Raw genomic sequence first — 23,634 nt, 5'->3', positions numbered from 1 at the left:
GACGTGGCCGCTGTCGGCCTACGCCCTCGACAAGATCGGAGAGGTGTCATGACCGCGCCGGCTGTTCCCGCCCTGGCCGCCGACCTCGATGGCGGGTTACGCCGTCTGAAACTGTCGACGATCCGCCGGCTGGCGCCCGAGTTGCTCCTGACCGCCCGCACCCAGCGCTGGAACCCCGAAGAGTTCCTGCGCACCCTCATCGATGCCGAGCTGGCCGCCCGCGATGCCTCCAACGCCCGAATGAGGATGAAGGCCGCCGCGTTCCCGGTCATCAAGACGATCGAGGAGTTCGACGTGGTCGCCTCCTCGATCCCTCGGGCGACGTTCGACTACCTGGCCACACTGGAGTGGATTCGTGCCGCGGAGAACTACTGCGCGGTCGGTCCGGCCGACACCGGCAAGTCCCACAGCCTCATCGCGTTCGGCGTCGCCGCCGTCCAGGCCGGGCACAAGGTCCGCTATTTCACTGCCGCGGAGCTGGTCGAGACGCTCTATCGGGGTCTGGCCGACGACTCCGTCGGCCGCGTGATCGAGGGCTTGCTCCGTGCTGACCTGGTCATCATCGACGAGGTGGGGTTCGCTCCGCTGGACGATAGCGGCACCCAGTTGTTGTTCCGGTTCGTTGCCGCCGCTTATGAGCGCCGCGCGCTCGGGATCGGCTCGCACTGGCCCTTTGACCAGTGGGGGCGCTTCTTGCCCGAGCACACCACCGCGGTCAGTTTGCTGGACCACAGCATCGTTGTGGTGACCGAAGGTGAGTCCTTCCGCATGCGACAGGCCCGCACCCGACGCCCAGGACGACTCACCAAGAAGTAGTCAACTACAAAGAGCTGGGGACTTTTTCCTGGCCACCAACGGCGACACGCACTTAGCCATTGACACTTCGAGATGCTGATCCTGTGGTGGGAAGAACATGACCCTGAGACAGCCAAGGAGGCCGACGCGACCATCACGTTTCCTGACGGTACTCGTCGTTACGCAACCTTTATGACTCTCGACGTCATAGGCAGGATCATGGGTCGCTGGCGGGATACGGGCGAGTGCACGGAAAGCCCAGGTCATCACGGTGATGACCTGGGCTTCGGTTGTGCGTGGGAGGCCGTCCGCCCGATGGTCCCGGCCGGTCAGGTGGGCAGGGTCCACCTCTGCCAGGCGTTGCTGTTGGCGTCCCAGATCTGCAGGCGTGTGCCGTTGGCGGTGTTGCCGCCGGGTACGTCCAGGACACGGCCCGACTGCGGGTTGCGGAGCTGGCCGTTGCCGACGCTCTGCCACTGCTGGGCGCCGAATTCACTGCAATCCCAGACCTGGATCTGGGTGCCGTTCGCGGTGCCCTGGCCGGCCGGGACCATCGGGCGGACGGCCTCCCACGCACAACCGAAGCACGGCACAGCCGTATCAACGCTATCGTTGACATACTTCCGTGGGGGCCGTTACCGTCACTTAGCGCGGGCACCGGCCCAGGTGCCCCGCATTCCTGTGCCACCGGCGCCCGCGGGGAACTTCCGGTGGAATGAGCGGCACATCGAAGGGTGCGGCGGATGACCATGTCGACTAGGCCGGTCGGTGAGACGCTCGACCACCCGTCGCCGTCCAAGGAGGCCGGCGAGTCCCAGCTAAGGGCGGACGTGCGGGCATTTCTGGCGCATAGGCGCGACCACCACGGCCTTCGGCCCCACTGCGACTCGTGGATGACCTCCCCCTCCCCGGAGTTCAGCCAGGCCCTGGCGGAACAGGGCTGGATCGGCATGACCTGGCCCGAGGAGTACGGCGGGCGCGGGCGGCCCGAGCGTGAACGTCTGGTGGTGGTCGAGGAGCTTCTGGCGGCCGGGGCGCCGGTGGCCGCGCACTGGTTCGCCGACCGGCAGGTCGGGCCCGCCCTGCTCAAGCTGGGGACACCCGCGCAGCGGCGTCTCCACCTGCCGGCGATCGCTCGGGGGGAGCGCTTCTTCGCTATCGGCATGTCGGAGCCCGACACCGGCTCCGACCTCGCGTCCATTCGGACCCGCGCCGGGCGCGCCACCGGCGGCTGGACGCTGCGTGGCACCAAGATCTGGACAAGCCATGCGCACCTCGCCCACTACATGATCGCGCTCGTCCGGACCTCGCCTCCGGACCCTGGCCGCCGGCACGAGGGGATGTCGCAGTTCATCGTCGATCTGTCGGCTCCGGGCGTCACCGTACACCCCATCGTCACGCTCGACGGCGGACACCACTTCAACGAGGTCGTGCTCGACGACGTCGCCGTTCCGGACGACGGGCTGCTGGGCCGGGAGGGCGAGGGCTGGGCGCAGGTCATGGCGGAGCTGGCCTACGAGCGGAGCGGCCCGGAGCGGTTCATGTCCACGGCCCCGCTGCTGTTCGCGCTCGCCCGCCGGATCGGGGTCCCGCACCCCGCGCTGGGGGAGCTCCTGGCCGAGCTGCGGACACTGCGCCGCCTCTCCCGGGAGGTGGCCGACGCCCTGGAGCGGGGCGAGGCGCCGTCAGTGCGGGCGGCACTGGTCAAGGACCTCGGCAGCCGCTTCGAGGGCAGGGTCGTCTCAACGGCGCGGGCCCTCGCCCCGGTGGAGCCCGACGCCGACTCCGGGGACGACTACACCCGCCTGCTCGCGGAGGCGGTGCTGCACGCCCCGGACGCGACACTGCGGGGCGGCACCAATGAGATCCTGCGCGGGATCGTCGGCCGAGAGCTGGTGTCGCGATGAGCTCCGAGATCAGGATCGCGGTGAAGGAACTGCTCGCCGAGGAGCTGTCGCGCGGACCCGGCGGAGCCTGGACCGAGGAGACGGGCCACACCGCCCTCGCCGGCCTCGTCGCGCAGGGCTGGACGAAGGTCGGGCTCCCCGAGGAGCTCGGCGGCGAGGGCGGAACGCTCCACGACGCGTGCGAGGTGGTCGCGGCCTCCGCGACCCTGGCACTGCCGTCGCCCCTGGCGGACGTCGTCCTCGTCACCAACCGGCTGATGGCCGGCGCCGGTCTCCCACTTCCCCCTGGCGCCACGTACGTTGTCCCGGTCGACGCCCGCGCCGCCGGGATCCTGGACGGCGCGGTGACGTTCTCAGCCGCCCGGGTGCCCTGGGCCCGGCACGCCTCGCACCTGCTCGCGGTCATGCCGACCGCGAAGACGGCATACGAGCTCGTGATCGTCGACCGCGCGGACGCCGAGATCACCCCGGGCGCCAACCTGGCCGGAGAGGCGCGCGACGACGTCGAGGTCGTGGACGCCACCCCGCTCGCCCGCAGCTGGCCCCGCCCCTGGCCCACCCCGTCGGCCGTCGGCGAGCTGGGAGCGCTCGCCCGGAGCGTGCAGATCGCCGCCGCGCTCGAGCGGGCGCTCGAGCTGAGCGTCGCCTACTGCTCTCAGCGCGTGCAGTTCGGCAGGCCGCTGTCCCGCCTGGCCACGGTTCAGCACGAGCTGGCCGCCCTGGCCGGGGAGGTGGCGGCGGCACGGGCGGCGGTGTCCGTGGCCGCCGAGACCCAGTCGGCCGCACCCTCTCCGGCCGACCTGCGCTCCACGGCCACCGCGAAGATCCGCACCGCGAGCGCCGCGTCGACCGGGTCGCGCATCGCCCACCAGCTGCACGGCGCCATCGGCGTCACCCGGGAGTACGAGCTCTCCCGGCTCACGGTGGCGATGTGGTCCTGGCGCGACGAGTACGGCTCCGAGAGCGCGTGGGCCGAACGGCTCGCGGCGGACGCGCTGGCGGCGGAGACCGGCGTATGGGACTGGGTGACCGTATGACGGCGGCGACCGCAGGAGCAGGCAAAGGCCGCACCGACGTCCTCGTAGAGCGTCACGGCGGTGTCGCCGTCCTCACGCTGAACGATCCGGAGCATCGCAACGTCCTGTCGGAGCCGCTGGTCACCGCGATGTCCGCGGTGTTCGACGAGATCGAGTCGGATCCGGCGGCCCGGTGCGTGGTCGTGACCGGGACCGGTCCCGCCTTCTGCGCGGGTGCGGATCTGAGCACGCTCCAGGCCGCTGCGGAGGGCGACTTCCACCTGGTACGGCAGGTCTATGACGGGTTCCTCCGGGTCAGGGAGTCGCCGCTGGCCACGATCGCGGCGGTGAACGGACCGGCCGTCGGCGCGGGGTTCAACCTGGCGCTCGCCTGCGACGTGCGGCTGGGAAGCGATCGAGCGCTGTTCGACACCCGGTTCGCCCAGCTGCGCATCCATCCGGGCGGTGGGCACGCCTGGATGCTGACCCGCGCCGTGGGCCTGCAGCAGGCCACCCTGGCATCCCTGTTCGGCGAGGTGTGGGACGCCGAGCAGGCCGTGTCCGTGGGGCTGCTCGCGCGCCGCCTGCCCGCCGACGAGCTGCTGCCGGCCGCGATCGAGCTCGGCCACCGGCTCGACAGGCAGGAGGCCGCCTACACCCGTCAGCTGGTCGCCACCCTGAGGAGCTCCGTCACCACCCTGGACCACGGCACCGCGCTCGCGGAGGAGGCGGAGGCGCAGGAGTGGTCCACCCGCCGCCCGGCCTTCGCCGAAGGGGTCCGCCGAATCCTCGCCCGGATCGCGAACCACTCCGGGAAAGGAGCCGAGCACGTCCGGCGGCCCCGCTGACAGGGGAACGAACGGCCTAACCGGGCCAGTGACATGCTGAAATGTATACGTATATGTTGACTTGTACCGCTCCGGCATGGTCGGATGACGGAAAGGCTCAGGCAGACCGAGGCGTCGACATTGGCTCGACGATGCCCTGTGCAACGGTCCCCAGCCGACTCCGGCGCCGCGCGCGCCCCACGCGTCGACGCTTGCTTCGCCGGGCTGGCAGGGATCGCCGGACGCGACGGCCATGCGCTGGCGGAAGCCGGGTCCATCGCCGAGCACACCGGCGACGAGAGCGAGCTCGGCACGGCCCATGACGAGCTCACCGCCACTCCCTGCACGCGGGCACAGGGCACCCTTCCTCTCGAGACGGTCAACGGCATGGTTGATAGGGTTCGGGTCTGAAGCGGGTATTGGGTGCGTGCGGCGGCGCGCCGTCGCGGATATCAGGAGGTGCGTTCGGGTGTCACAGTCGGTGAACGAGGGGTCCAGCGGGATCGGGCGCCGCAGGGCACTGGCCCGCCGGGAGCAGAACGCGAGCTGGGTGGAGCGGCGCAACGCGGTGCTGACCGCAGCCTCGGACGCACTCCGGGCGCGGGGCTACCAGGCGTTGAGCATGAGCGACATCGCCCAGCGGCTGGGCAGCGACCGGGCGAGCGTGTACTACTACTTCGCGAGCAAGCAAGAGATCTTCCTCGGCCTGGTCGAACAGGCCGTGCAGGCGAACGTCGAGCTGATCGAGAAGGTCGCCGCTTCCGACGAGCCGGCCACCGCGCGACTGCGCGCGGTCATCGAGTCGCTGGCCGAGTCCTACGAACGGCACTATCCCTACCTTCATCTGTACGTCCAGGAGGACATGCGCAGGCTGTCGGAATCGGAGTCCCCCGACGAGCGCCACCTGCTGGAGCTCGCGCGGCGATACGACGAGGCGGTGCTGCGCATCGCCCGCGACGGCGTCGAGTCAGGGGAGTTCCGCCGGGACGCCGACCCGCACATGATCAAGTTCGCGGTGCTCGGCGCGGTCAACTGGACCCACCGTTGGTTCGTCCCGGGAGGACGACTGAGCGGCGCAGAGGTTGGGCGGGAGCTAGCCGACATCTTCCTGCGCGGCGTATTGGCGGCGCCGGGGGCGTGAGCCGCCATCGGCGGTCGGCCAGCGCCCCCTGGTCGCCTCCTTCGGGCACCCCTCGGCGGCCAGCGGCAGCTCGGCCTCCGACGCGCCGGCCTCGGCACGGAAAACGGCCTGACCTCTGCCGATACTGTGATGACGAGCTGAGGTCCTCGCCGAAGGGGCCGGCGAACCGGTCCGACGACAGCTCCGCGTGGTTACGGAACACCTCCACCACCTCGGCGTATCCGGTGACCGCCCAGCCGTTCCACCGCCGGTTCCAATAGACAGGACAGGTTTCCCGCGGCCTCGAATAGAACTGGAACGGCCGATCTATGGCCTCTCGCGACAGCAGATCGTCCAAGTCCACGCCGTCGCCGTTCACCGCCGGTCCACCATTTGCCGTCTCTTCTCGGAACGTGCGCGAGCACATCGGGATCGTCATGTCCGGCTGCGCGCGGGCGCCTCGGCTGCCATCCGGGAAGCCGCTCACACATCCTCGGCGGTACACCGCCGGGTCGGACACGTCGAGCTTAGAGCCGCCTTCATAAAATATCAACGATCCCGTTGACACATCGCCGATAGCGCGTTTCGATGCCGTTCAGACATTCGCATCCCCACTCCCGGGTGGTGGCACCACAACAGCAAGGAGGTGAGCGTCGTGCTGGACGTCAGGACCGCCATGCGTCGCTCCGCGCAGTTCCACTGGGACCGCCCCGCTGTCGCCAGCGACGGCCGCCAGTTGACGTTCGGTGAGGTCTGGCGGCGCGGGACGCGGCTGGCCAACGCGCTCCTCGCGGCCGGCCTCGAACCCGGCGACCGCGTGGCGGTCCTCGAGGACAACTGCGTCGAGGCGGCCGACTTTTACATCGGCTCCGCCGTCGCGAACTTCATCCGCGTACCGCTCTACCGGCGCAACTCGTCCGTCGCGCACCGCTACATGCTCTCGGGCACCGGGTGCAAGGCCGTCGTCGTGGCTGAGGAGTACGCCCACGAGGTCAAGGACATCGTGGACGAGCTCGGCATCACGATGATCGTCCGCGACTCAGAGTATGAGGACTGGCTCGCGTCGTTTCCCGACACCGACCCCGACCCGCGCGTCGAACTCGACGACGTCTTCATCATTCGCCACTCGGCGGGGACCACCGGCAGGGCCAAGGGCGTCGCTTACACCCACCAGGCCTGGATGAACACCACCCGCGATTGGTTCTTCATGCTGCCCCCCGTCGAGCCGGGGGACAGGTGCCTGCACGTGGGCCCGATCAGTCACGGATCGGGGTACCTGTTCCTGCCCTTGTGGCTGGCGGGTGGGTGCAACATGCTGGACCGCAGATTCCAGGCCGACGGCTTCGTCGAGCGCGTCGCGCGGGACGAGATCGGGTGGTTCTTCGCGGTCCCCACCATGATCGCCGACATCGTGGCTGCGGTCGACGGTCGGAGGCAGGACCTGCCGTCCCTCAAGGCCGTGATGATCTCCGGTGCGCCGATCAGCGTCCGCACCGCGCGGGCCGGACACGAGGTGTTCGGGGAGCGGTTGTTCCAGATGTACGGCCAGACCGAGGCCGTGCCGGTCTCCTTCATGGGACCCAAGGAGTGGTTCTCGGAGGTCCCCGGGTCCGAGCCGATCATCTCCGCCGGCCGCGTGATGCCGTTCGCTGAGCTGGAGATCCGGGACCCGGGCAACAACTCCCTGCCCATTGGCGAGGAGGGTGAGATCGCCATCCGCTGCGACGGGCAGATGACCGATATCTGGGGCGACCCCGAGCTGAGCGACCGCCGACTGCGGGACGGCTGGGTGCTCACCGGCGACGTCGGCCGGCTCGATCGGAACGGCTACCTCTACGTCGTCGACCGCGTCGACGACATGATCGTCTCCGGCGGCTTCAACATCTGGCCCGCCGAACTGGAGCAGGCGATCCAGACGCTCCCGGACGTGCGGGAGGTCGTCGTCTTCGGCGTGCCGCACGACAAGTGGGGCGAGGCGCCGATGGCCGTGGTCGTGAAGCCCGGAGACGCGGACCTGGACGAGGGCACGGTCATCGAGACCTGCACACGCCTGCTGGGCTCCTACAAGAAGCCCCATACGGTCGTGTTCCGGGACAGTCCGCTGCCGCGCAGCCCGGTCGGCAAGATCCAGCGCAAGGTGCTGCGGGAGCCGTACTGGGCCGGGGAACAGCGCCGCGTGCGCGGCGCCTGAGGCCGTCGCCGTTCCCCGGTCATCAGGGACTGCACGGGGCCTTCATGATGGCGGGCGATCGTCGCCGGGCCGGTCCCGGCCCGCGAGTTCCTTGCCGGCCTCTAGCCGACTGTCAACGCATATGTTGACATCAGCGGGCCAAGGGGCCTATCAATAGGCCTCACGGGCGCCGAGAGCGGACAGGCCGCCACCGGGGCGCCAGGAGACGATGAAGGAGTTCGGCGATGACCATGGTGGACGAGACCACACCCGTCGTGGTGGAGGAGGTGTTCTCCTCCTGGTTGCGGGAGTTCGAGGCGGCCTTGTGGGCCGGCGATCGGGAGCGCCTGGCGGCCTGCTTCCTCGATGACGCCTACTGGCGGGATATCCTCTCCCTCACCTGGGAGTACCGGACCTTCGCCGGCCGGGACGCGATCGTCACCGCGCTGCGCGCGGCCCTGCCCGAGGCTCGTCCGGGCGAGTTCCGCCAGGCGCCCGGCCGATCGCTGCCCCGGCTGGTGAAGCGCTCCGGCAGGCGCGTCGTCGAAGCGTTCTTCGAGTTCGAGACCGCTGTCGGGCGCGGGCACGGCTTCGTCCGCCTACCCGTCGAGGGCGTGCCCCCCGGCGCCCCGCGCGCGTGGATCCTGCTGACCACTCTGCACGAGCTGCGCGGGTTCGAGGAGCAGATCGGCGAGCGGCGTCCGACGGGGCTGGAATACTCCTCGAACTTCAGCGGCGACAACTGGGCAGACCAGCGCCGCAAGGAGCAGGAGTACGCCGACCAGGACCCCGAGGTGCTGGTCGTCGGCGGGGGACAGGCGGGGCTCATCCTGGGCGCCCGGCTGCGCCAGATCGGCGTCGACGCGCTGATCGTGGAGAAGCTGGATCGGATCGGCGACAACTGGCGGCGGCGCTATCACTCGCTGACCCTTCACAACGAGGTGTGGGCCAACAGCCTGCCGTACGTTCCCTTCCCGCCGACGTGGCCCACCTTCGTGCCGAAGGACAAGCTCGCCGGCTTCCTTGAGGCGTACGCCGCGTTCATGGAGCTGAACGTCTGGACGGGCACGCAGTTCCGGGGAGCCACCTACGACGAGGGATCCCGGCTGTGGACGGCGCACCTGGGGAGGGCCGACGGGATGGAGCGGGTCATACGCGTCCCACAGATCGTTCTCGCCATCGGCAGCGTGAGCGGGACGCCCACCATCCCGTCGATGCCCGGGCTCGACGACTTTGCCGGGGAGGTCGTGCATTCGAGCCGGTTCACCAGCGGGGTCGAGTACCGAGGCCGCAGGGCGATCGTCGTCGGCACCGGCAACAGCGGCCACGACGTGGCCCAGGAGCTGCACGACAACGGCGCAGCCCAGGTCACGATGGTCCAGCGCGGCCCCACGTGCGTGGTCAGCCTGATCCCCAGCGGGACGCTGGTCTACTCGCTCTACTCCGAGGGCCCGCCCATCGAGGACATCGACCTCATCGCGGCGTCGATCCCCTATCCGGTACTCAAGGAGTCCTACCAGCGGATCACGCGGCGCACGACCGAGATAGACGGGGAGTTGCTGCGGCGGCTCCAGGCCGCTGGATTCGAGGTCGACCAGGGCCCCGACGGCACCGGCTTCCACATGAAGTACCTGCGCACGGGAGGCGGCTACTACATCAACGTCGGGTGTTCCGATCTCATCGCCGACGGACGGATTCGGGTCGTCCAGGCGCGTGACATCGTCCGCTTCACCCGGGATGGCGCGCTCCTCGCCGACGGGACGACGATCGAGAGCGACCTGGTCGTGCTGGCGACCGGCTACGAGAACCAGCAGGAGGCCGTACGTCGCATGTTCGGCGACGAGCTGGCCGACCGGATCGGCCCAATCTGGGACTTCGACGAGGACGGCTTCATGCGCAACATGTGGCGGCGCCTCGACCAGGACGGGTTCTGGCTGATGGGAGGTTCGCTCATCGAGTGCCGCACCTTCTCGCGCTACCTCGCGCTGGCCATCAAGGCCGACCTCGAGGGCCTGCTCCCTCCGCGCCCCGGGCGTACTGTGCTCGCTCCCTCGGCGTCCTCCGCGGACCTCGCGAGGAGCGCGGAGAGCGGCCGATGACCCGCCATCTGGACAAAACCGTCCTCGTCACCGGGGCCGCGAGGGGGATCGGCCGTGCCGTGGCCGAGACCTTCGCCGCAGAGGGTGCCGACGTCGTCGCGTGCGACGTCGGCACCCCCATCCGGGGAGCCCAGTCCACGACCGCCTGGCGGGACGACCTCGACCGAACCGCCCGTGCCGTACGCGCCCTGGGCCGGCGCTGCCTCGTCGTCCCCATCGATGTGCGGAGCCAGGCGTCGCTGGACGAAGCGGTCGCCCGTGGTCTCGAGGAGTTCGGGCGTCTGGACGTCGCGGTCGCCAACGCCGGGATCATGCAGTCGGCGCAGTTCTGGGAGATCGCCGAGGAGACGTGGCAGGCGGTCCTCGACGTCAACCTCGGCGGGGTCTGGCGGACCGCCAAGGCGGTCGCGCCGCACATGATCGAGCGCCGCTCGGGAGTGATCCTCGCCACCGCGTCGGTCCAGGCCCGCAGCGCGCGCAAGGGGCTGGCGGCCTACACGGCGTCGAAGCATGGGCTGCTGGGCCTGATGAAGAGCCTCGCGCTGGAGCTCGGCGACCACGATGTCCGGGTCAACACCGTCCTGCCCGGTGCCGTGCACACACCGATGATCGACAACGATGAGACGGGCCGGCTCGGCGAGGACTCACCTCGAACCGCGTTCTTCCGGAAGATGGCGGCGCTGCGCAACCGCTCCGCCCTCCCGCCGTCCGCTGTCGCGGCGGCGATGTCGTGGTTGGCCTCGAACGAAGCCGGGCACGTCACGGGCGCGGAGCTGCAGGTCGACGCGGGATCGCTGGTCCTCCCGGGGCTGAACCACGCACCCGTGATCGACTGAACCGTCACGGGCGGCCGGGCGGGCCCTCGCCCGGCCGCCCGGTCGCAGCTGCTCAGTCACAGCGATTCGGCGATCGGGGCCGCGACAGGTGCGTCGTCCCGGGGGATCGCGGTGTTCCGGGCGAGCGTCCGCGGGCCTAACCGGGAGGGTCACGACCGACAGCGCCGCGACGGCTGTGCGCGTCGCCTGTACGGGGCCGTCTCATGGGATGAAGCCCAGCCGCGTTGACCCGTCAACAGCTCCGTTGATAATGTTCTGAGGCAGATGAGCCGTCGTTCCCGGGAGGTTGCTATGCGGTATCGGTTCGAGCTTGGCGACGAACGCGGAGCTCTCAACCTGGTCGACGAGCGGGCGGTCCGGCGCGGGCTGGACAGCGCGAGCCGCGGCACTGTCATCCCGCTGGCCCAGCCGATCCGGGCCGGGGCGGCGCCGATCGCCGCCATGCGGACCCCGCCGGTGCACTTCATGAGCCGGGACGGAGGCGACTACGCCGCCGGTCTGCCCGAGCGGCCGGGCTTCGGCTTCGCCGACGATTCCATCCTGCTCGCCTGCCATGGCGCCACGCACCTCGATGCCCTCGCGCACGTCTGGCAGGACGGCATCATGTATGGCGGGTTCAGCTCTGACGAGGTCACCAGCCGCGGGGCCAAGCGCTGTGGCATCGACAAGGCTGGCCCGTTCGTCTGCCGGGGGCTGCTCGTCGACGCGGTGCCCGAGGGCGCCGACGGCCTCACACCCGGCACCCCGGTGCCCGTCGACGTTCTCCGCGCGGCCCTCGACGGCTGCGACCCCCGCCCCGGCGACGCGCTGCTTGTACGGACCGGATGGCCGGCACTGTGGCGCGCGGACCCCTCGATCGGCACCGATTCCTGGCCAGGGCTGGACGTGGACAGCGTCGAGTGGATCCTGGAGGCGGGCTTCGCGCTGGTTGGCGCCGACACGATCGGCGTGGAGGTCTCCCCGTCGAGCGACCCGTCCTGCGCCTCCCCCCTCCACATCGCGCTGATCCGCGACCACGGAGTCTACTTCCTCGAACTGCTCGCACTGGACGCGCTCGCCCAGGCCCTGGCCGCGGCCGGCCGCCGCGACTTCCTCCTCGTCGTCGCCCCGCTGCCGATCCACCAGGCCGTCGGCAGCCCGGTGGCGCCCGTGGCGGTACTGTAGATGGCTGGCCGCTCCTTCGCGCCGCGCGCTGCCCGGCGCGAGAAGCACCTCGACGTCCTGCCCGTCTCCGACACCGAGATGCGGGTCGTCGCCACGCTGCGGGACACCAGCACGGCCATCGACGATCCCGCCGACATCGAGGTGATTCACGACCTTCGCCTGGAGGCGACGATCACGATCCCGGACCTGACGATCCGGGAGATCTCCGCCCACTCCGCGCAGCAGCCCTACGACCAGTGCGCCGTGACGGTCGCGCCGGTCTCCCGGCTGTGCGGCCTCAGCGTCCGGCGCGGCTACCGGCGGCTGGTCCTCGAGGTGCTCGGCGGCACCCTGGGGTGCAGCCACTTCCTTACCCTCGCCCTCGACCTATCCGCGGCCAATGTCCTGTCCATCTACCTGCGGATGCGCGCCGAGGTGGACAACACCCCCCGCAACCGCGCCGACGGCACCTGGACGCGTGCCGGCATGCGGATCGAGCCTGGGCTGCTGAACGCCTGCGCCGCGCTCGCCGCCGACTCGCCCGTCCAGCGCCGAGCCACCTTGGCCCCGCCCGCCGATCAGCCCTGATCCTCTCCCCCCGGCCCTGTACGGCCCGGTTCCAGCAGGCGGGAAAGCCGCGGCGCCGCGGACTCCTCGGGCAGGTCCACCGGTGGGGCGCCAGGGCGGGCACACTCGTCACGATCGTCTCACCCCTCGTCGAGCTCGGATCGCGACCGATGCTCGTCCGTGTGCGCCCAAATGTCAACGGAGTCGTTGATATTTCGGGGCGACATCAACACGCCGAGCACCCCGCCCCGAGCTCAGGGGGGCGTTCTCAGGATGCGAAATCTGTAAACAGGGGCGTTGACAACCCTGCGACCAGTAATTATCGTTCCGGGTCACATGTCCGGATCACACTGGTTTCCGGCCTTGAGACATCGGAGGGCGACATGGTCGTTTTGCGGCTTCGCCATGCCCGGATAGTGGCCGCCACCGCGGTGATGCTCGCGGTGGCAGCGTGCGGCGGTGGCGGCGGGACATCGTCGAACACCCCCGGTGCACCCTCGGAGAGCACCCTGAAGGTGGGCGTCTGCGTGCCCAACGGTCCTGGCCTTGCGGGTGTCGGGGAAGGTATAAAGAAGGGCGCCGACCTGGGCGCCCAGAAGGTCTCCGCCGACGGCGGGCTGACGGTCGAGATAGTTCCGATCGACACCGGTCAGCTGAACACCGACCTCGCGATGGAAAACACGCAGAAGGCGGTCGAGCAGAACGGCGTGCAGGTTGTCCTGTGCTCCGGCTCGAACGTCGTCTCGGCGATCGTTCCCTACCTCGAGCGCCGGGGAGTGGCCAGCCTGCTGATCTCCAGCAGCGCCACGCCGTACGCCAACGGCGCCACGCTCGCCCAGCAGATGCAGGCTCTGCCCGCGACCGAGGCGTCGGCGATGTGGGACTTCCTCGCCTCCGGAAGGGCCGCCGCCAGGCGCGTCGGGGTGCTGTACGTCGACTACGAGTTCGGCCAGTCGATGGCTACGGCGGCACAGAAAGCGGCACGGAAAGCTGGCCAGGAGGTCGTCGCGGTCGAGTCCTACCCACAGGGCAGCACCGACGTGCGGTCTCAGCTGTCGAAGGTCCTCGCCGCGAACCCGGACGCCATCTTCCTGGCCTCCACCTCCGGAGACGATGCCGGACTCGCTGTGCGCCAGGGGCGCGAACTCGGCTACACCGGTATTTTCCTGAGCAACTCCGGCGCGAAGACAGCGGCCCTGTCGTCCCTCCCGACCGCGCAGGACGGCGTCTACGTGTCGGGCAACGACGTGCCCGCGTCCACGCCCGGGCAGTTGTCCGACCTCGTGGCGAGGACGACCATCCACGCTCTGCTGACCTATGACTCCGTCGTCGAGGCGGGCACCGCCGCGAGGGCGGTCGGCGGGTCGGTTACTGGCCGGGCCCTGATCGATGAGATCCGCCGCGACGGCGGCGGCGCACCAACCGTCGGAAAGTACACCTTCCGGCCCGACGGCAGCACGGACATGACATTCGGGGTGTTCCGCGTGTCTACCAGCGGCTTCGAGCAAGTGCACACCTACACGCCGTTGGCCGGCTGAGGGAGACTGTCGTGACCGCTGTCCTGTCTCACGGGCTCTCGTCCGGTGCTCTCGCCGCGCTGTTCACGGTCGGGATCGCGCTGGCCTGGCGGGTCGTTGGCCTCATCGACTTCCATCTGCCGGCCGTCTTCGTCGTGGCCGGCTACGGGTCGGTGTCGCTCCAGGACCTCGGGCTGCCGCTGCTGCCCTCAGCCGTGCTGGGGGTCGGCGTGGCAGTGGGCTACGCCGCGCTGCTGTTCCTGCTGGCGCACCGGCCGCTACTGCGCCGCGGAGCGAATCCGGACGTCGTACTCATCGCGACGCTCGGACTGCTCGCGATGGCACAGGCGACGCTCGGATGGGTCTACGGGCCCGTCCGCCGCTATCCCTTCTCAGGGGTGCAGACCACCGTGGAGGTCGCCGGCTTCCGTTTCAGCACGGCCGATCTGACCGCCATCGGACTGGCGATCCTGCTGATCCCAGCGCTGCTCACGTTCTTGCGGCGGACCTCGCTCGGCCTCTCCCTCGAGGCACTCTCCGAGAACCGGCAGCTCGCTCTCGTGACTGGAGTGAACGAAGCTGCGGCACAGATACTGACCTACGCCCTGGTGGCGGTCTTCGTGGGCGCGGCCGGAGTCGTGTCCGGTGTCGTCGCGGGCGTCGATCCGGCTATCGGCGTCGGGCCGTTCCTGGTGGCCTTCGGCGCGGTGCTGGTCGGTGGCCACCAGTCACTGGTGCGTCCGGTCGTGGCCGCCGTGCTGCTCCAGGTCGTCGTCGCGTTGATCAGCTGGCAATTGCCCGCCCAATGGGATCGGACGGTCCTGTTCACCGCGATCGTCGCCACGTTCCTCGCCCGTCGCATCGTGGTACGCCAGGTCCAGCGCCAGCGGGTCACGCAGTTGGAGGCATCATGACCTACCTGCTGGCGGTCCTGCTCACGATCTGCATCTGGACGGTCGTCGCACAGGGACTGGTGCTCGTCTTCGGGCACGGCGGCATGTTCTCGGTGGCCCAGGTCGCTTGCATGGGTGTCGGCGGATACACCACGGCGCTGGTCGCATCCGTCTACGAGGGCCCATGGCTCGGGTTCCTCATGGCGCCGGTCGTCGCCGCGGCGATTGGGGCGGTGATAGGGCTTGCCGCTGTCGCGGGCGCGGGCGAGAGCGCCCTGCTCGTCACCTTCGCGGCGCAGTTCGTGTTCGAAGATGTGGTGACCAACCTCCGAGGGCTCACGGGAGGCGCCAACGGCATCTCCGCGATACCTCCGCTCACAGTCAGCGGCGTGGAGCTGCTCGACCCGCCCGAACTGCTCGCTCTGACGGTTCCAGTCCTGGCTGTGGTCGCGCTCGGGCTGCGGGCGATGATGGCGAGCCCGTGGGGACGCCGGCTCCGGGCACTGCGGGACAACCGCCATGCCGCGCCGGCCTACGGTGTCCCACGGACGGCGCCACTCGTCCAGGCGTTCGCCGTCTCGGCGGGCGTCGCGGGGATCGGCGGTGCACTCTATGTCGCCACCACAGGCTTCGTGTCGCCCCACTCTTTCGGCCTCGACCAGCTGGTAATGGTGCTCACCATCGTCGTGCTCGGTGGCCAGACACGGCTCGCCGGTGCCGCCGTCGGCGCGGTCATCGTCATCCTCCTGCAGCGGCTCCCCGCGTACGTGTCGTTCGGCGGGTCCGTGGACCAGCATCTGCCCCAGTTCCTCTTCGGCCTGCTCCTGGTGCTCGCGATGCTCCTGCTGCCCAACGGCCTGCTCCGGGAGAGACCGTCGGTGCGGATCGAGCCCCGCGGTGACCGGACGGACCGACGCCCGCAGCTCACGACATGGTTGAGCAGTACATCGAGGAGGGCACGATGATCGCCGCCGCGCGCAAGGACACGCACGACGTGCTGACGGTGGAGGACGTCTCGAAGAGCTTCGGCGGGGTCCAGGCGCTCGACGGCTGCACGTTCTCGATGCGAGGTGGTGGCGTGACAGGGCTGATCGGCCCGAACGGCGCCGGGAAGAGCACCGTCGTCAACATCGTGACCGGGTTCGTCAAGGCGGACCGCGGCACGGTGAGGCTGGGCGGGCACGGCCTCCACTCCCTCTCTCCGCTGGAGATCGCCCGGATCGGAGTCGGGCGAACCTTCCAAGACCTGCGGCTCTTCGAAGGGATGACTGTCCTGGAGAACCTGCTCGTTGCCCGCGAGGCGCGGGAGCAGAGCACCCCCACCGCGCGACGCAGCAGACGACGATCGGCGCGGAGGCTGGATCTCGACGCCGCCACGGAGGTACTCGATCGGCTCGGCCTCGGCGACGGCGCCGATCGGTGGGTCCGAGAGCTCTCGTACGCGGAGCGCAAGCTCGTCTCGCTGGGGCGGGTCCTGATGACCGAACCGCGCGTCGTGTTCCTCGATGAACCGAGCTCAGGAGTCGACCTCAACACCCTCGAGCGCTTCGGTGACGAGATCCGGACCCTGCGCGAGCAGGGCGCGATGGTCGGGGTGATCGAACACAATGTGGAGGTGATCCGGATGTGGTGCGACGACGTCGTGTTCATGACACGTGGCCAGGTGCTCCGGCAGGGCAGTCCCGACGAGGTCTTCGCGGACTCCACGGTGCTGTCGGAGTACGTCGGCGGAGGTGCAGCGCATGCCTGACGCGCTCGTCGTGAGGGGGGTGACCGCTGGATACGGCTCCTCCCGCGTTCTACGCGATGTCGACCTCACCGTCCGGAGTGGTGCGATCACCTGCCTCCTCGGCGCGAACGGCGCCGGCAAGACGACACTCGTGCGGGTGGTGTCCGGTTTGATCACCCCGGTCGCCGGAGGCGTCACCGTCGACGGGACATCGCTGCTCGGCACGCCACCGTGGCATCGGGTCCGGGCTGGGCTCGGCACCTCGCTGCAGGAAAACATCGTCTTCCCGGGTGCCTCCGTCCGGCAGAACCTCCTGCTCGCGGGCCGCAGCCTCCAGCGCGGGGCAAGGAACGAGCGGGCAGCGGAGCTGCTCGACCTGTTCCCGGCACTGGCCGAACGGGTCGACGTGCGAGCAGGCGCGCTCAGCGGCGGCGAGCAACGGATGCTTAGCGTGGCGATGGCGCTGACGCCCCGCCCCGCAGTCCTGATGCTCGACGAGCCGTCAGTCGGGTTGTCGCCCGTCATGGTGGAAACGATCTTCGATCGCCTCCGGCACGTCCGCGACGCGACGGGCATCTCGATCTTGTTGGTGGAGCAGAACGCCATGGCCGCCCTCGCGATCAGCGAGGAGGCCTACGTCCTGCGGTCCGGATCCGTCGTGGCCCACCGTCCGGCTGCGGAGCTGCGGACGAGCGAGCAGGTCATGGCGCTGTTGTGAGACCGATACTGAAACCGCGACAAAAGCTGTCGATCCCGCCAATCACGCTCGCTCTGTCCGGTGCCAGCCGGGTTGACCACGGTCAGAGTCATCGCCTTCATGTGCGTGTGGGCCGATCCTGTTGAACACCGAGGACGGTGTGGCCGAGATCGACACCACCCATCTCCGACTTGGCACGCCCGTACGGCGCCACGGGGTTTTCGGATGCTGTCGGTGATCTCTGGGAGTCACTGAGGCGGTCGTGGTGGCAGTCGGCTGCACAGGCGTTGGAAAGGTGTGGCGGGACGCTTTGGTTCGGCGTGTTCGTTGGAGCGGGGTGACACGTCGTACTGGCTGAGACGGATGCCGTTGTTCCGGCTGCGGTCAGGACGTGCTGGACGTGGGTCTTGGCCCGGCCGAGATAGCGGCAGTGACGCAGGCCGTGGGCGTTGACGGTCTTCAGAGACGGTGGCTTCGCATCCAGCCCGTATGGCGTATCGCGTCCGCCATTGATCAGTCTGTTGCTCGGCCCGGACCTCGCTCTGGATTTCTTGCTGGGGTCGGGGCAGCAGTGTGATGTGACAGCCTTTGCCGTCGATGTTGCCGGTGCAGGCCAGACGGTCCTCACACACACTCGGCATGCCGTGCGAGGAAACCACGGCCCCGGCATGTTGGAGATGTGCTGGCTTGTTGGCGATTTGAGTTCATAGGTGGAACAAGGTGAGCAGGTGGCGGGCGTCGTTGCGGTAGTGCCGTCGGGCGTGGGCCATCTTGGCGTGTCCGACATGGCGGAACGCGCCGATCGCGAGGTTTCTGCAGGCCGCCATCACCTGTGGTAGCCGACCGGTGCGGATGTGGCCGGCGTCCTCGCGGAAGGTGACGTCTCGGACGTAATGCTCGCGGGTTTCCACGCCCCAGTGCGATCGGACGTAGAGGTTGAGGTGGGCTGGTCTGGCCAGGTCGGCAGTCATGTTGGTGATCCCGTAGGCCACCTCCTTGGTGACGCCCGATCCGGTCAGGTCAGCGACGTGCCGAACGATCCGGAAGACCTGGGCGGTGTCTGGGAAGTCGATGCCGTCGGCGGGGACGGTGCGGATGGTGCGCCGTTCGCTGCGGCGTGTCCCCGATCGAGATCGGTGTGCCCGGTTCCTGCCTGCTCGTGCTCGGCGTCGGTCCCGGCGACCAGCCGGGTCATCGCCGCCGCCAGGAGCGTGGGCTGATTGCCTTTCCACCATGAGGACGTAGTACGCGCCGAGGTCCTCGGCCAGGTGCCGGGCGCTCTCGCGGACCGTGTGGAGCGCGTCGGCGGTGAGCACCCGGCCGGCCTTGTTCACGTTGGCGATCAGTGGCTTCAACTCGGGAGCCTCGCTGGTCTTGGCGTCGATCGCCCGCTGGGCAAGGGGGGTGTGGCGGGTGCGGCAAAACAACGACAGCAACTGCGAGCGGCTGCCGTCGCTGCGGCGGGCATCGCGGATCGCCTTGCCATCGGCCGCCGCCGCGGGCAGCAACCCGGACATGGCGGGGTGCTCCCGGCGGCGCTGACGGGCACGCCGGGCCTCCCGCTCGTTCGACCACGCCGGATCGGTGGCCTCTGGCCGGTCATCGTCGTCGGGGCCGCGCGGTGCGTGGGGCTCTTGGTCGGCCAGATAAGCGCAGACCTGGCGATCCAGTTCATCACCGTCGACTTCGCTCAGTACCCGGCGGAAGGTCCGCTCGCGGGGGTACATACAGCCCGGTGAACGGATCGCGCATACCTCCGGCTCGGCCAGCAGTTCCTGCGGGCACGCGTCGGCGGCCCAGTGCCACACCGCGACGATCGAGTCTCCGCCGACCACGGCCACCCCACAGGCGGCCAACGCCAGCATTCCGCCGGACGAGGCGAGGCTCCGGTCGCTGACCCGCGCCCAGCCGCCAGGTAGCGGGGCGAGAGATCACGATTGCGGTCGGAAAATCCTGTCGTTAATCAGATCCCGAAATCGACCGCTCGGGCGGTGTTTCGTCCGCTGGTATCCGGTTTTTTGTGCCGTCGGGGGCCGGGTAGGCGGCATGTCGGGAAACTGTCTAATCCCGACAGGCCGGCCTGCCGGGTCAGCCCGCGGGGCGAGGCGGGCGATGACGCTGCAGGCGATGTTGTGGTCGGAATCGGCGGCCACCTCATATCCGGCGGCGGTGAAGACCTGGGTGAGGCTTGCAGTTCGGCATCCAGGTCGACGCCGAGCATGTGGCGACCAGCGAGACGTAGAAGTCGCCGTCCGCGCAGCCCGCCCACCGACCCCTCCGTCCGTAGTTGTCAACCCTCGCGCGATCTGGTGGAGGCCAAACGGGCTAGCTTAAGAAAATTAAGATCAACATTGAAATAGTGAAGGTTTGTCGGGTATAACTTTGGATATGGACTGGCAGGAACTCACAAACCTGACCCAGGGCCAGCCGTTCGTCGTCGAGCGGGTGCGCCTGGCAGGCAGCGGCGTCGCGATCGAGGGCGACTTCGAGCTACCGCAACTGGCTCAGCTCAGCGTCGAGGATCAGGTCTTCATCACAGCGTTCGTGCGGTGCCACGGCTCCATCAAGGAGATGGAACGCATCTTCGGGGTGAGCTATCCGACGATCAAGGCGCGGCTGAACCGGATCACACAGATGCTTGACTTCGTCGAGACCGATCCGGCGCCGTCGCGGGCCGACATCATCGAGCGGTTGCGCCGCGGCGAGATCACCGCACAGCAGGCACTGTCCGAGCTGGGGGATGGCACATGATGCCGCAGTTGGTGACCGTACGGGTCAAACGCCCAGACCACCGTGCCATCCGGATCTGGGTGCCGGTCCTGCCCGTGGTGCTCGTCCTTTCACCGGTCATGGTCCTAGCCGTTCTGGGTGCGGCCGTGACCTGCCTGGTGTTCAGCATCAGCTTGGTGCGCGCGCTCGGCACCGGCTGGCGCATCGTCTCGGCGTTGCCCGGCACCCGGGTCGACGTCGAATACAGCCGTACGGCGGTGCTCGTATCCATCCAGTAGGAGAGGTTTCGATGAACGAACAGCGCAAGGACGTCCTCGACATGCTGGCCGAGGGCAAGATCACTGCAGAGGAGGCGGAGCGGCTCCTCCTCGCGCTCGAACGAGACCAGTCGCCGGCGGCTTCGCGCCTGGAGCCCCGGCCGAAAGGCAGGGCGAAGTACCTGCGGCTGGAGATGGAGTTCCTCGAGGACGGCGAGTCAGGGCGGCTCAACCTGCGGGTGCCGCTGCAACTGCTGCGAGCCGGTGTACAACTCGTCGCCCTGATCCCGCCGCGGGCGCTGGATCGGGCCAACGCCGAGCTGGTCAAGGCGGGCGTGCCGATCGATCTGACCCAGCTCAAGCCCGCACAGCTCGAGGCGCTCGTGGAGCACCTCGACGAGACGATCGTGGACATGGAGGCGTCCGATGGCCACCTGCGTGTCTTCTGCGAGTAGGGGGAAACCATGACCAGCCGGCAATCCACCCGGACCGGCATGGTGCCGGTCGATGACAGCGCGCTGTACGTGCGCGACACCGGCGGGCCTGGCCATCTGGTGGTCTACCTCAACGGCGCCTATGCCGACCAGTCGCACTGGCGGCGCGTCATCGCTGACCTCGGCAGCGACTACCGGCACCTCACCTGCGACGAGCGCGCCCGCGGCAAGTCGAAGCGCTCGGCGGACTATTCGTTCGAGGGCGGCGCCGTCCGGGAACCTGGCCACCGGCACCAGCCACCGTTCCCGATTCACTTCTGAGAAAGGGAGACCATGACCATCAAGCGATCTCCCTGGACCGGCATGGTCCCAGTAGACGATACGGCCTTAGCCGTCACCGACACCGACGGCGACGGTGTCCCCGTGATCTACCTCAACGGCCATGCCGGCGTTCAGCGGCAATGGCGGCGGGTCCTTGCCGAGTTGGGGACGCAGTGGCGGCATATCACCTACGACATGCGGGGGCGTGGTATGTCGAAGCGTTCGGCGGATTATTCGTTCGAGACGAACATCCGAGATGTCGATGCTGTCCTCGCAGCCCGGGGTGTGGCCCGGGCGGTGGTGGTGGGCTGGTCCTATGGAGCGTTTGTCGCGGCGCACTGGGCCAGCCGGAATCCGGCCCGTACCGTGGGCGCGGTCTTGGTGGAGGGCGCGCAGCCCTACGACTGGTTCGACGAGTCCATGGAAGCGGGGATGCGCAAGATATGGAAGCGGCTCTGGTGGCCCATGCAGCTGCTGCGCCCGTTCGGTATGGCTCCACGGATGACCGGCGACCAGCTGGCAGACAGCAACATCGAGGTCGGCAAGATCGCCCGCGAGCGTGACCTGGGCCCCGTGCTGGACAGCGTCACCGTCCCGGCGCGCTACGTGGTCGCTTCTGGGGAGTCCTTCGGAAGCCAGGGCGGGCACGAACAGGTACGCGCCAGTCTCCCTGCGGTGACTGCCCGCAATCCGAACATCCAAATCAGCGCGAAAGTCGCCAGCAACCACGGTTCGATTCTGCGTAAGGACTATCGCGCCATCGCCGAGGCCGTACGTGAGGTCGCCGCCCTCGACCACGAGGGGAACTGAAGACGCCGCCGTCACGGTGAATCCCGCACGGGAGAATCCTGATAGCCGTCGGCGCAAAGCCGGAGGTCTACACGCCCTCTCCCTCCACCGTCTCCACCGTGTCCCCGCCGTCGGGCAGGTCGGGGAGCTCGCCGAGCTGGCGCAGGCCTTCGGCCGGGGCGGAGGAGGCGATGGCATAGCGGCCCAGGACGTTGAGGTGGGCGTGGCCGAGTGGGCTGAGCCGGGCGGCATCCTCGTCCTTGACCGGCACGCCCTGCGCCCGCAACAGGTCGACGGCGGCCGACAGGTACTTGGAGTTCCACAGCGCGACCGCATTGACGACCAGCCCCAACGCGGCTAGCTGATCCTCCTGGCCCTCCCGATAAGCCTTCCGTATCTGGCCATTGCCGCCGTGGCAGATCTTGCGGGCGAGTCGATGCCGGGACTCCTGGACGGTGAGCTGCTTGTTGAGCCTGCGGCGGTAGGTGTCGTCGATCGGGTCCAGGATGGACAGCAGGTGCAGGGTCTTGTCGATCCGCCCGTACTCGGCGAACGCCTGCCCGAGCGGCGTCGGGCGCCCGCCTCGGGCGAACATGCGCAGCAGGTCGTAGCCGCGGACCTGGTTGGTCACCAGCGATCCGGCGACCCGGGTCATGTCCGACCACTGCGTAGCGATCTTCTGTCGGTTGATCTTGTTGCGGGCGATCGCCTCCAGCGACCCGTAGGCCGGCGTCGTGCCGTCGGGCAGGTCGGCGCGCCAGAGGCGCTGGTCGCCCAGGTCGGCGAAGCGGGGCGCGAACCGGTAGCCGAGCATGGAGAAGATCCCAAACACCATGTCCGAATCGGATGCCTGGTCCGTCGTGACCAGCTCGGGTTTCGGCCCGGCGTCGATGTTGATCAGGCAGTCCAGGATGTACAGCGAGTCGCGCGGGGTGCCCGGCACCACCACCTGCCCGATCCCCATCACTTGATCATTGACTGCGTTCAGGAGGGTCAGGCCGCGCTTGTAGCCGAAGTACTTCGGCGAGGGGGCGGCGTTGATCGTCTGGACCGGGACGACGAAGCGCAGCCCGTCGACCGAGGCCAGCAGCCCGCCGCCCCACAACTTCACGAGCGGCACGCCGCGCTGGGCCTCGATCAGGATCGCATTGGCGGCGGCGTGAGTCTCAGCGCGCACGTAGTTCTGGTCGACATGCGACAGGCGGCCGCGCGTGAGTGCCTCGTCCCCGTCCTTGATCACCGGGGTGAGGCCGACGTTGCAGGCCTCGCTGATTAGCAGCGCCGCCAGCGATCGGGGCAGGTCGTGCATGCGGGTGGAGATGTCGGCCAGATGCGTGTAGGCGTCCAAGAAGCCGGTCCAGGCGTGCACCTCCAGCAGCAGCTCGGGCAGGTCGATGCGGGGCAGCATCGCCTGGCAGGCCGCGCGCAGCCACTTCAGCGACGGTGACTCGCCGAGCGCGCCGAGCTTTTCCACCGACAACCGGGCGTGCCCGTCGGCCGGGGTGACCACCCGCACCAGGGCGTCGTCACCGGCCTCGGCCAGGCGGCCGGCCATCTGCTTCCACGCCGCGTCCAGCGCCAGCAGCTTGGCGTCCAGGTGCGCCTGGACCGGGTCGGTCAGCGACAGCGAGGCGAGCACGTCCTCGCTGATCGCCTCCCACGCCCGCCCGTCCAGCAGGTGGGCGCGCGGGTCGGCCCAGCGCAGCGACGGTTGAGCTTCCCCCGTTTTTCCGGAGGCTTTGGATCATGGTCCACGGATCATGGGAAAGGTCTCGATTATGGGGAAG

At 69.0% G+C, this 23,634-nt stretch carries 23 protein-coding genes and 1 pseudogene; 21 read left to right on the top strand and 3 right to left on the bottom strand.

Annotated elements, in window-relative coordinates:
* The first annotated feature begins 48 nt into the window (after positions 1–48).
* The gene (gene istB, locus ACSDR0_RS42115; RefSeq protein ID WP_435294573.1) at positions 49–816 is read left to right on the top strand and encodes an IS21-like element helper ATPase IstB; all 768 of its coding nucleotides are present in this window, start codon (positions 49–51) and stop codon (positions 814–816) included.
* Between the two features lie 308 nt (positions 817–1,124).
* Here istB and ACSDR0_RS42110 read toward each other — a convergent pair whose 3' ends face one another.
* Positions 1,125–1,349 (bottom strand): RICIN domain-containing protein, encoded by a 225-nt coding sequence (locus tag ACSDR0_RS42110; protein WP_435294572.1) that lies wholly within the window; start codon positions 1,347–1,349, stop codon positions 1,125–1,127.
* Positions 1,350–1,538: 189 nt separating this feature from the next.
* Here ACSDR0_RS42110 and ACSDR0_RS42105 point away from each other — a divergent pair, with 189 nt between their 5' ends.
* The 15 genes from ACSDR0_RS42105 to ACSDR0_RS42035 all read left to right on the top strand — a co-directional run bounded on the left by ACSDR0_RS42105 (position 1,539) and on the right by ACSDR0_RS42035 (position 17,337).
* Positions 1,539–2,702, top strand: a complete 1,164-nt coding sequence (locus ACSDR0_RS42105; RefSeq protein ID WP_435294571.1) for an acyl-CoA dehydrogenase family protein — start codon at positions 1,539–1,541, stop codon at positions 2,700–2,702.
* Entirely contained in the window at positions 2,699–3,739 is a 1,041-nt protein-coding gene (locus ACSDR0_RS42100) for an acyl-CoA dehydrogenase family protein (protein WP_435294570.1), read from the top strand. Before ACSDR0_RS42105 ends, ACSDR0_RS42100 begins: the two co-directional genes overlap by 4 nt.
* Complete coding sequence (locus ACSDR0_RS42095; protein WP_435294569.1) at positions 3,736–4,566, top strand: enoyl-CoA hydratase-related protein; 831 nt, start codon at positions 3,736–3,738, stop codon at positions 4,564–4,566. The genes ACSDR0_RS42100 and ACSDR0_RS42095 overlap by 4 nt, the downstream gene beginning before the upstream one ends.
* A gap of 138 nt (positions 4,567–4,704) precedes the next feature.
* A complete protein-coding gene (locus ACSDR0_RS42090; RefSeq protein ID WP_435294568.1) occupies positions 4,705–4,956 on the top strand; it encodes a hypothetical protein in 252 nt (83 codons plus the stop codon).
* Positions 4,957–5,014: 58 nt separating this feature from the next.
* Complete coding sequence (locus ACSDR0_RS42085) at positions 5,015–5,686, top strand: TetR/AcrR family transcriptional regulator (RefSeq protein ID WP_435294567.1); 672 nt, start codon at positions 5,015–5,017, stop codon at positions 5,684–5,686.
* A 625-nt stretch (positions 5,687–6,311) separates the two neighbouring features.
* On the top strand, positions 6,312–7,856 hold the full coding sequence (locus ACSDR0_RS42080) for a class I adenylate-forming enzyme family protein (RefSeq protein WP_435294566.1): 1,545 nt from the start codon (positions 6,312–6,314) through the stop codon (positions 7,854–7,856).
* A gap of 224 nt (positions 7,857–8,080) precedes the next feature.
* Positions 8,081–9,934, top strand: a complete 1,854-nt coding sequence (locus ACSDR0_RS42075; RefSeq protein ID WP_435294565.1) for a flavin-containing monooxygenase — start codon at positions 8,081–8,083, stop codon at positions 9,932–9,934.
* A complete protein-coding gene (locus ACSDR0_RS42070) occupies positions 9,931–10,770 on the top strand; it encodes a mycofactocin-coupled SDR family oxidoreductase (protein ID WP_435294564.1) in 840 nt (279 codons plus the stop codon). The genes ACSDR0_RS42075 and ACSDR0_RS42070 overlap by 4 nt, the downstream gene beginning before the upstream one ends.
* Positions 10,771–11,061: 291 nt before the next feature.
* Complete coding sequence (locus ACSDR0_RS42065; protein WP_435294563.1) at positions 11,062–11,934, top strand: cyclase family protein; 873 nt, start codon at positions 11,062–11,064, stop codon at positions 11,932–11,934.
* Positions 11,935–12,501, top strand: a complete 567-nt coding sequence (locus ACSDR0_RS42060; RefSeq protein WP_435294562.1) for a DUF2889 domain-containing protein — start codon at positions 11,935–11,937, stop codon at positions 12,499–12,501.
* A 395-nt stretch (positions 12,502–12,896) separates the two neighbouring features.
* The gene (locus tag ACSDR0_RS42055) at positions 12,897–14,018 is read left to right on the top strand and encodes an ABC transporter substrate-binding protein (protein ID WP_435294561.1); all 1,122 of its coding nucleotides are present in this window, start codon (positions 12,897–12,899) and stop codon (positions 14,016–14,018) included.
* Positions 14,019–14,029: 11 nt separating this feature from the next.
* A complete protein-coding gene (locus tag ACSDR0_RS42050; protein ID WP_435294560.1) occupies positions 14,030–14,911 on the top strand; it encodes an ABC transporter permease subunit in 882 nt (293 codons plus the stop codon).
* A complete protein-coding gene (locus ACSDR0_RS42045) occupies positions 14,908–15,855 on the top strand; it encodes a branched-chain amino acid ABC transporter permease (RefSeq protein ID WP_435294559.1) in 948 nt (315 codons plus the stop codon). The genes ACSDR0_RS42050 and ACSDR0_RS42045 overlap by 4 nt, the downstream gene beginning before the upstream one ends.
* On the top strand, positions 15,822–16,640 hold the full coding sequence (locus ACSDR0_RS42040; protein WP_435294558.1) for an ABC transporter ATP-binding protein: 819 nt from the start codon (positions 15,822–15,824) through the stop codon (positions 16,638–16,640). The genes ACSDR0_RS42045 and ACSDR0_RS42040 overlap by 34 nt, the downstream gene beginning before the upstream one ends.
* Positions 16,633–17,337, top strand: a complete 705-nt coding sequence (locus tag ACSDR0_RS42035; protein ID WP_435294557.1) for an ABC transporter ATP-binding protein — start codon at positions 16,633–16,635, stop codon at positions 17,335–17,337. The genes ACSDR0_RS42040 and ACSDR0_RS42035 overlap by 8 nt, the downstream gene beginning before the upstream one ends.
* A 683-nt stretch (positions 17,338–18,020) precedes the next feature.
* On the opposite strand, the gene ACSDR0_RS42030 is transcribed toward ACSDR0_RS42035, so the two are convergent.
* Positions 18,021–19,181 (bottom strand): ISAs1 family transposase, encoded by a 1,161-nt coding sequence (locus ACSDR0_RS42030; RefSeq protein ID WP_435294556.1) that lies wholly within the window; start codon positions 19,179–19,181, stop codon positions 18,021–18,023.
* Positions 19,182–19,704: 523 nt separating this feature from the next.
* Here ACSDR0_RS42030 and ACSDR0_RS42025 point away from each other — a divergent pair.
* Genes ACSDR0_RS42025 through ACSDR0_RS42005 form a run of 5 tightly spaced genes read left to right on the top strand, consistent with a single transcriptional unit; the run spans position 19,705 to position 21,868 of the window.
* Entirely contained in the window at positions 19,705–20,067 is a 363-nt protein-coding gene (locus ACSDR0_RS42025; protein WP_435294555.1) for a DUF2089 domain-containing protein, read from the top strand.
* Complete coding sequence (locus ACSDR0_RS42020) at positions 20,064–20,324, top strand: hypothetical protein (RefSeq protein WP_435294554.1); 261 nt, start codon at positions 20,064–20,066, stop codon at positions 20,322–20,324. Before ACSDR0_RS42025 ends, ACSDR0_RS42020 begins: the two co-directional genes overlap by 4 nt.
* A gap of 11 nt (positions 20,325–20,335) precedes the next feature.
* The gene (locus ACSDR0_RS42015) at positions 20,336–20,758 is read left to right on the top strand and encodes an SHOCT-like domain-containing protein (protein ID WP_435294553.1); all 423 of its coding nucleotides are present in this window, start codon (positions 20,336–20,338) and stop codon (positions 20,756–20,758) included.
* 9 nt (positions 20,759–20,767) lie between these two features.
* On the top strand, positions 20,768–21,058 hold the full coding sequence (locus ACSDR0_RS42010; protein ID WP_435294552.1) for an alpha/beta fold hydrolase: 291 nt from the start codon (positions 20,768–20,770) through the stop codon (positions 21,056–21,058).
* A gap of 12 nt (positions 21,059–21,070) precedes the next feature.
* On the top strand, positions 21,071–21,868 hold the full coding sequence (locus tag ACSDR0_RS42005) for an alpha/beta fold hydrolase (protein WP_435294551.1): 798 nt from the start codon (positions 21,071–21,073) through the stop codon (positions 21,866–21,868).
* 67 nt (positions 21,869–21,935) lie between these two features.
* Here the strand turns inward: ACSDR0_RS42005 and ACSDR0_RS42000 are convergent.
* Positions 21,936–23,555 (bottom strand): annotated as a pseudogene (locus ACSDR0_RS42000) (Tn3 family transposase); the annotation flags it as partial.
* Positions 23,556–23,634: the final 79 nt, after the last annotated feature.

It is taken from the genome of Streptosporangium sp. G11, assembly GCF_051192615.1.
Taxonomy (GTDB): domain Bacteria; phylum Actinomycetota; class Actinomycetes; order Streptosporangiales; family Streptosporangiaceae; genus Streptosporangium.
Note: the sequence above shows the minus strand (reverse complement) of the source record. Positions and strands in the feature narration are given on the sequence as shown.

Coding starts and splice junctions, on each gene's coding strand:
- istB (WP_435294573.1), top strand. CDS start 49: ATGACCGCGCCGGCTGTTCCCGCCCTGGCCGCCGACCTCGATGGCGGG.
- ACSDR0_RS42110 (WP_435294572.1), bottom strand. CDS start 1,349: ATGGTCCCGGCCGGCCAGGGCACCGCGAACGGCACCCAGATCCAGGTC.
- ACSDR0_RS42105 (WP_435294571.1), top strand. CDS start 1,539: ATGACCATGTCGACTAGGCCGGTCGGTGAGACGCTCGACCACCCGTCG.
- ACSDR0_RS42100 (WP_435294570.1), top strand. CDS start 2,699: ATGAGCTCCGAGATCAGGATCGCGGTGAAGGAACTGCTCGCCGAGGAG.
- ACSDR0_RS42095 (WP_435294569.1), top strand. CDS start 3,736: ATGACGGCGGCGACCGCAGGAGCAGGCAAAGGCCGCACCGACGTCCTC.
- ACSDR0_RS42075 (WP_435294565.1), top strand. CDS start 8,081: ATGACCATGGTGGACGAGACCACACCCGTCGTGGTGGAGGAGGTGTTC.
- ACSDR0_RS42070 (WP_435294564.1), top strand. CDS start 9,931: ATGACCCGCCATCTGGACAAAACCGTCCTCGTCACCGGGGCCGCGAGG.
- ACSDR0_RS42065 (WP_435294563.1), top strand. CDS start 11,062: ATGCGGTATCGGTTCGAGCTTGGCGACGAACGCGGAGCTCTCAACCTG.
- ACSDR0_RS42060 (WP_435294562.1), top strand. CDS start 11,935: ATGGCTGGCCGCTCCTTCGCGCCGCGCGCTGCCCGGCGCGAGAAGCAC.
- ACSDR0_RS42045 (WP_435294559.1), top strand. CDS start 14,908: ATGACCTACCTGCTGGCGGTCCTGCTCACGATCTGCATCTGGACGGTC.
- ACSDR0_RS42040 (WP_435294558.1), top strand. CDS start 15,822: ATGGTTGAGCAGTACATCGAGGAGGGCACGATGATCGCCGCCGCGCGC.
- ACSDR0_RS42035 (WP_435294557.1), top strand. CDS start 16,633: ATGCCTGACGCGCTCGTCGTGAGGGGGGTGACCGCTGGATACGGCTCC.
- ACSDR0_RS42030 (WP_435294556.1), bottom strand. CDS start 19,181: ATGCTGGCGTTGGCCGCCTGTGGGGTGGCCGTGGTCGGCGGAGACTCG.
- ACSDR0_RS42025 (WP_435294555.1), top strand. CDS start 19,705: ATGGACTGGCAGGAACTCACAAACCTGACCCAGGGCCAGCCGTTCGTC.
- ACSDR0_RS42020 (WP_435294554.1), top strand. CDS start 20,064: ATGATGCCGCAGTTGGTGACCGTACGGGTCAAACGCCCAGACCACCGT.
- ACSDR0_RS42015 (WP_435294553.1), top strand. CDS start 20,336: ATGAACGAACAGCGCAAGGACGTCCTCGACATGCTGGCCGAGGGCAAG.
- ACSDR0_RS42010 (WP_435294552.1), top strand. CDS start 20,768: ATGACCAGCCGGCAATCCACCCGGACCGGCATGGTGCCGGTCGATGAC.
- ACSDR0_RS42005 (WP_435294551.1), top strand. CDS start 21,071: ATGACCATCAAGCGATCTCCCTGGACCGGCATGGTCCCAGTAGACGAT.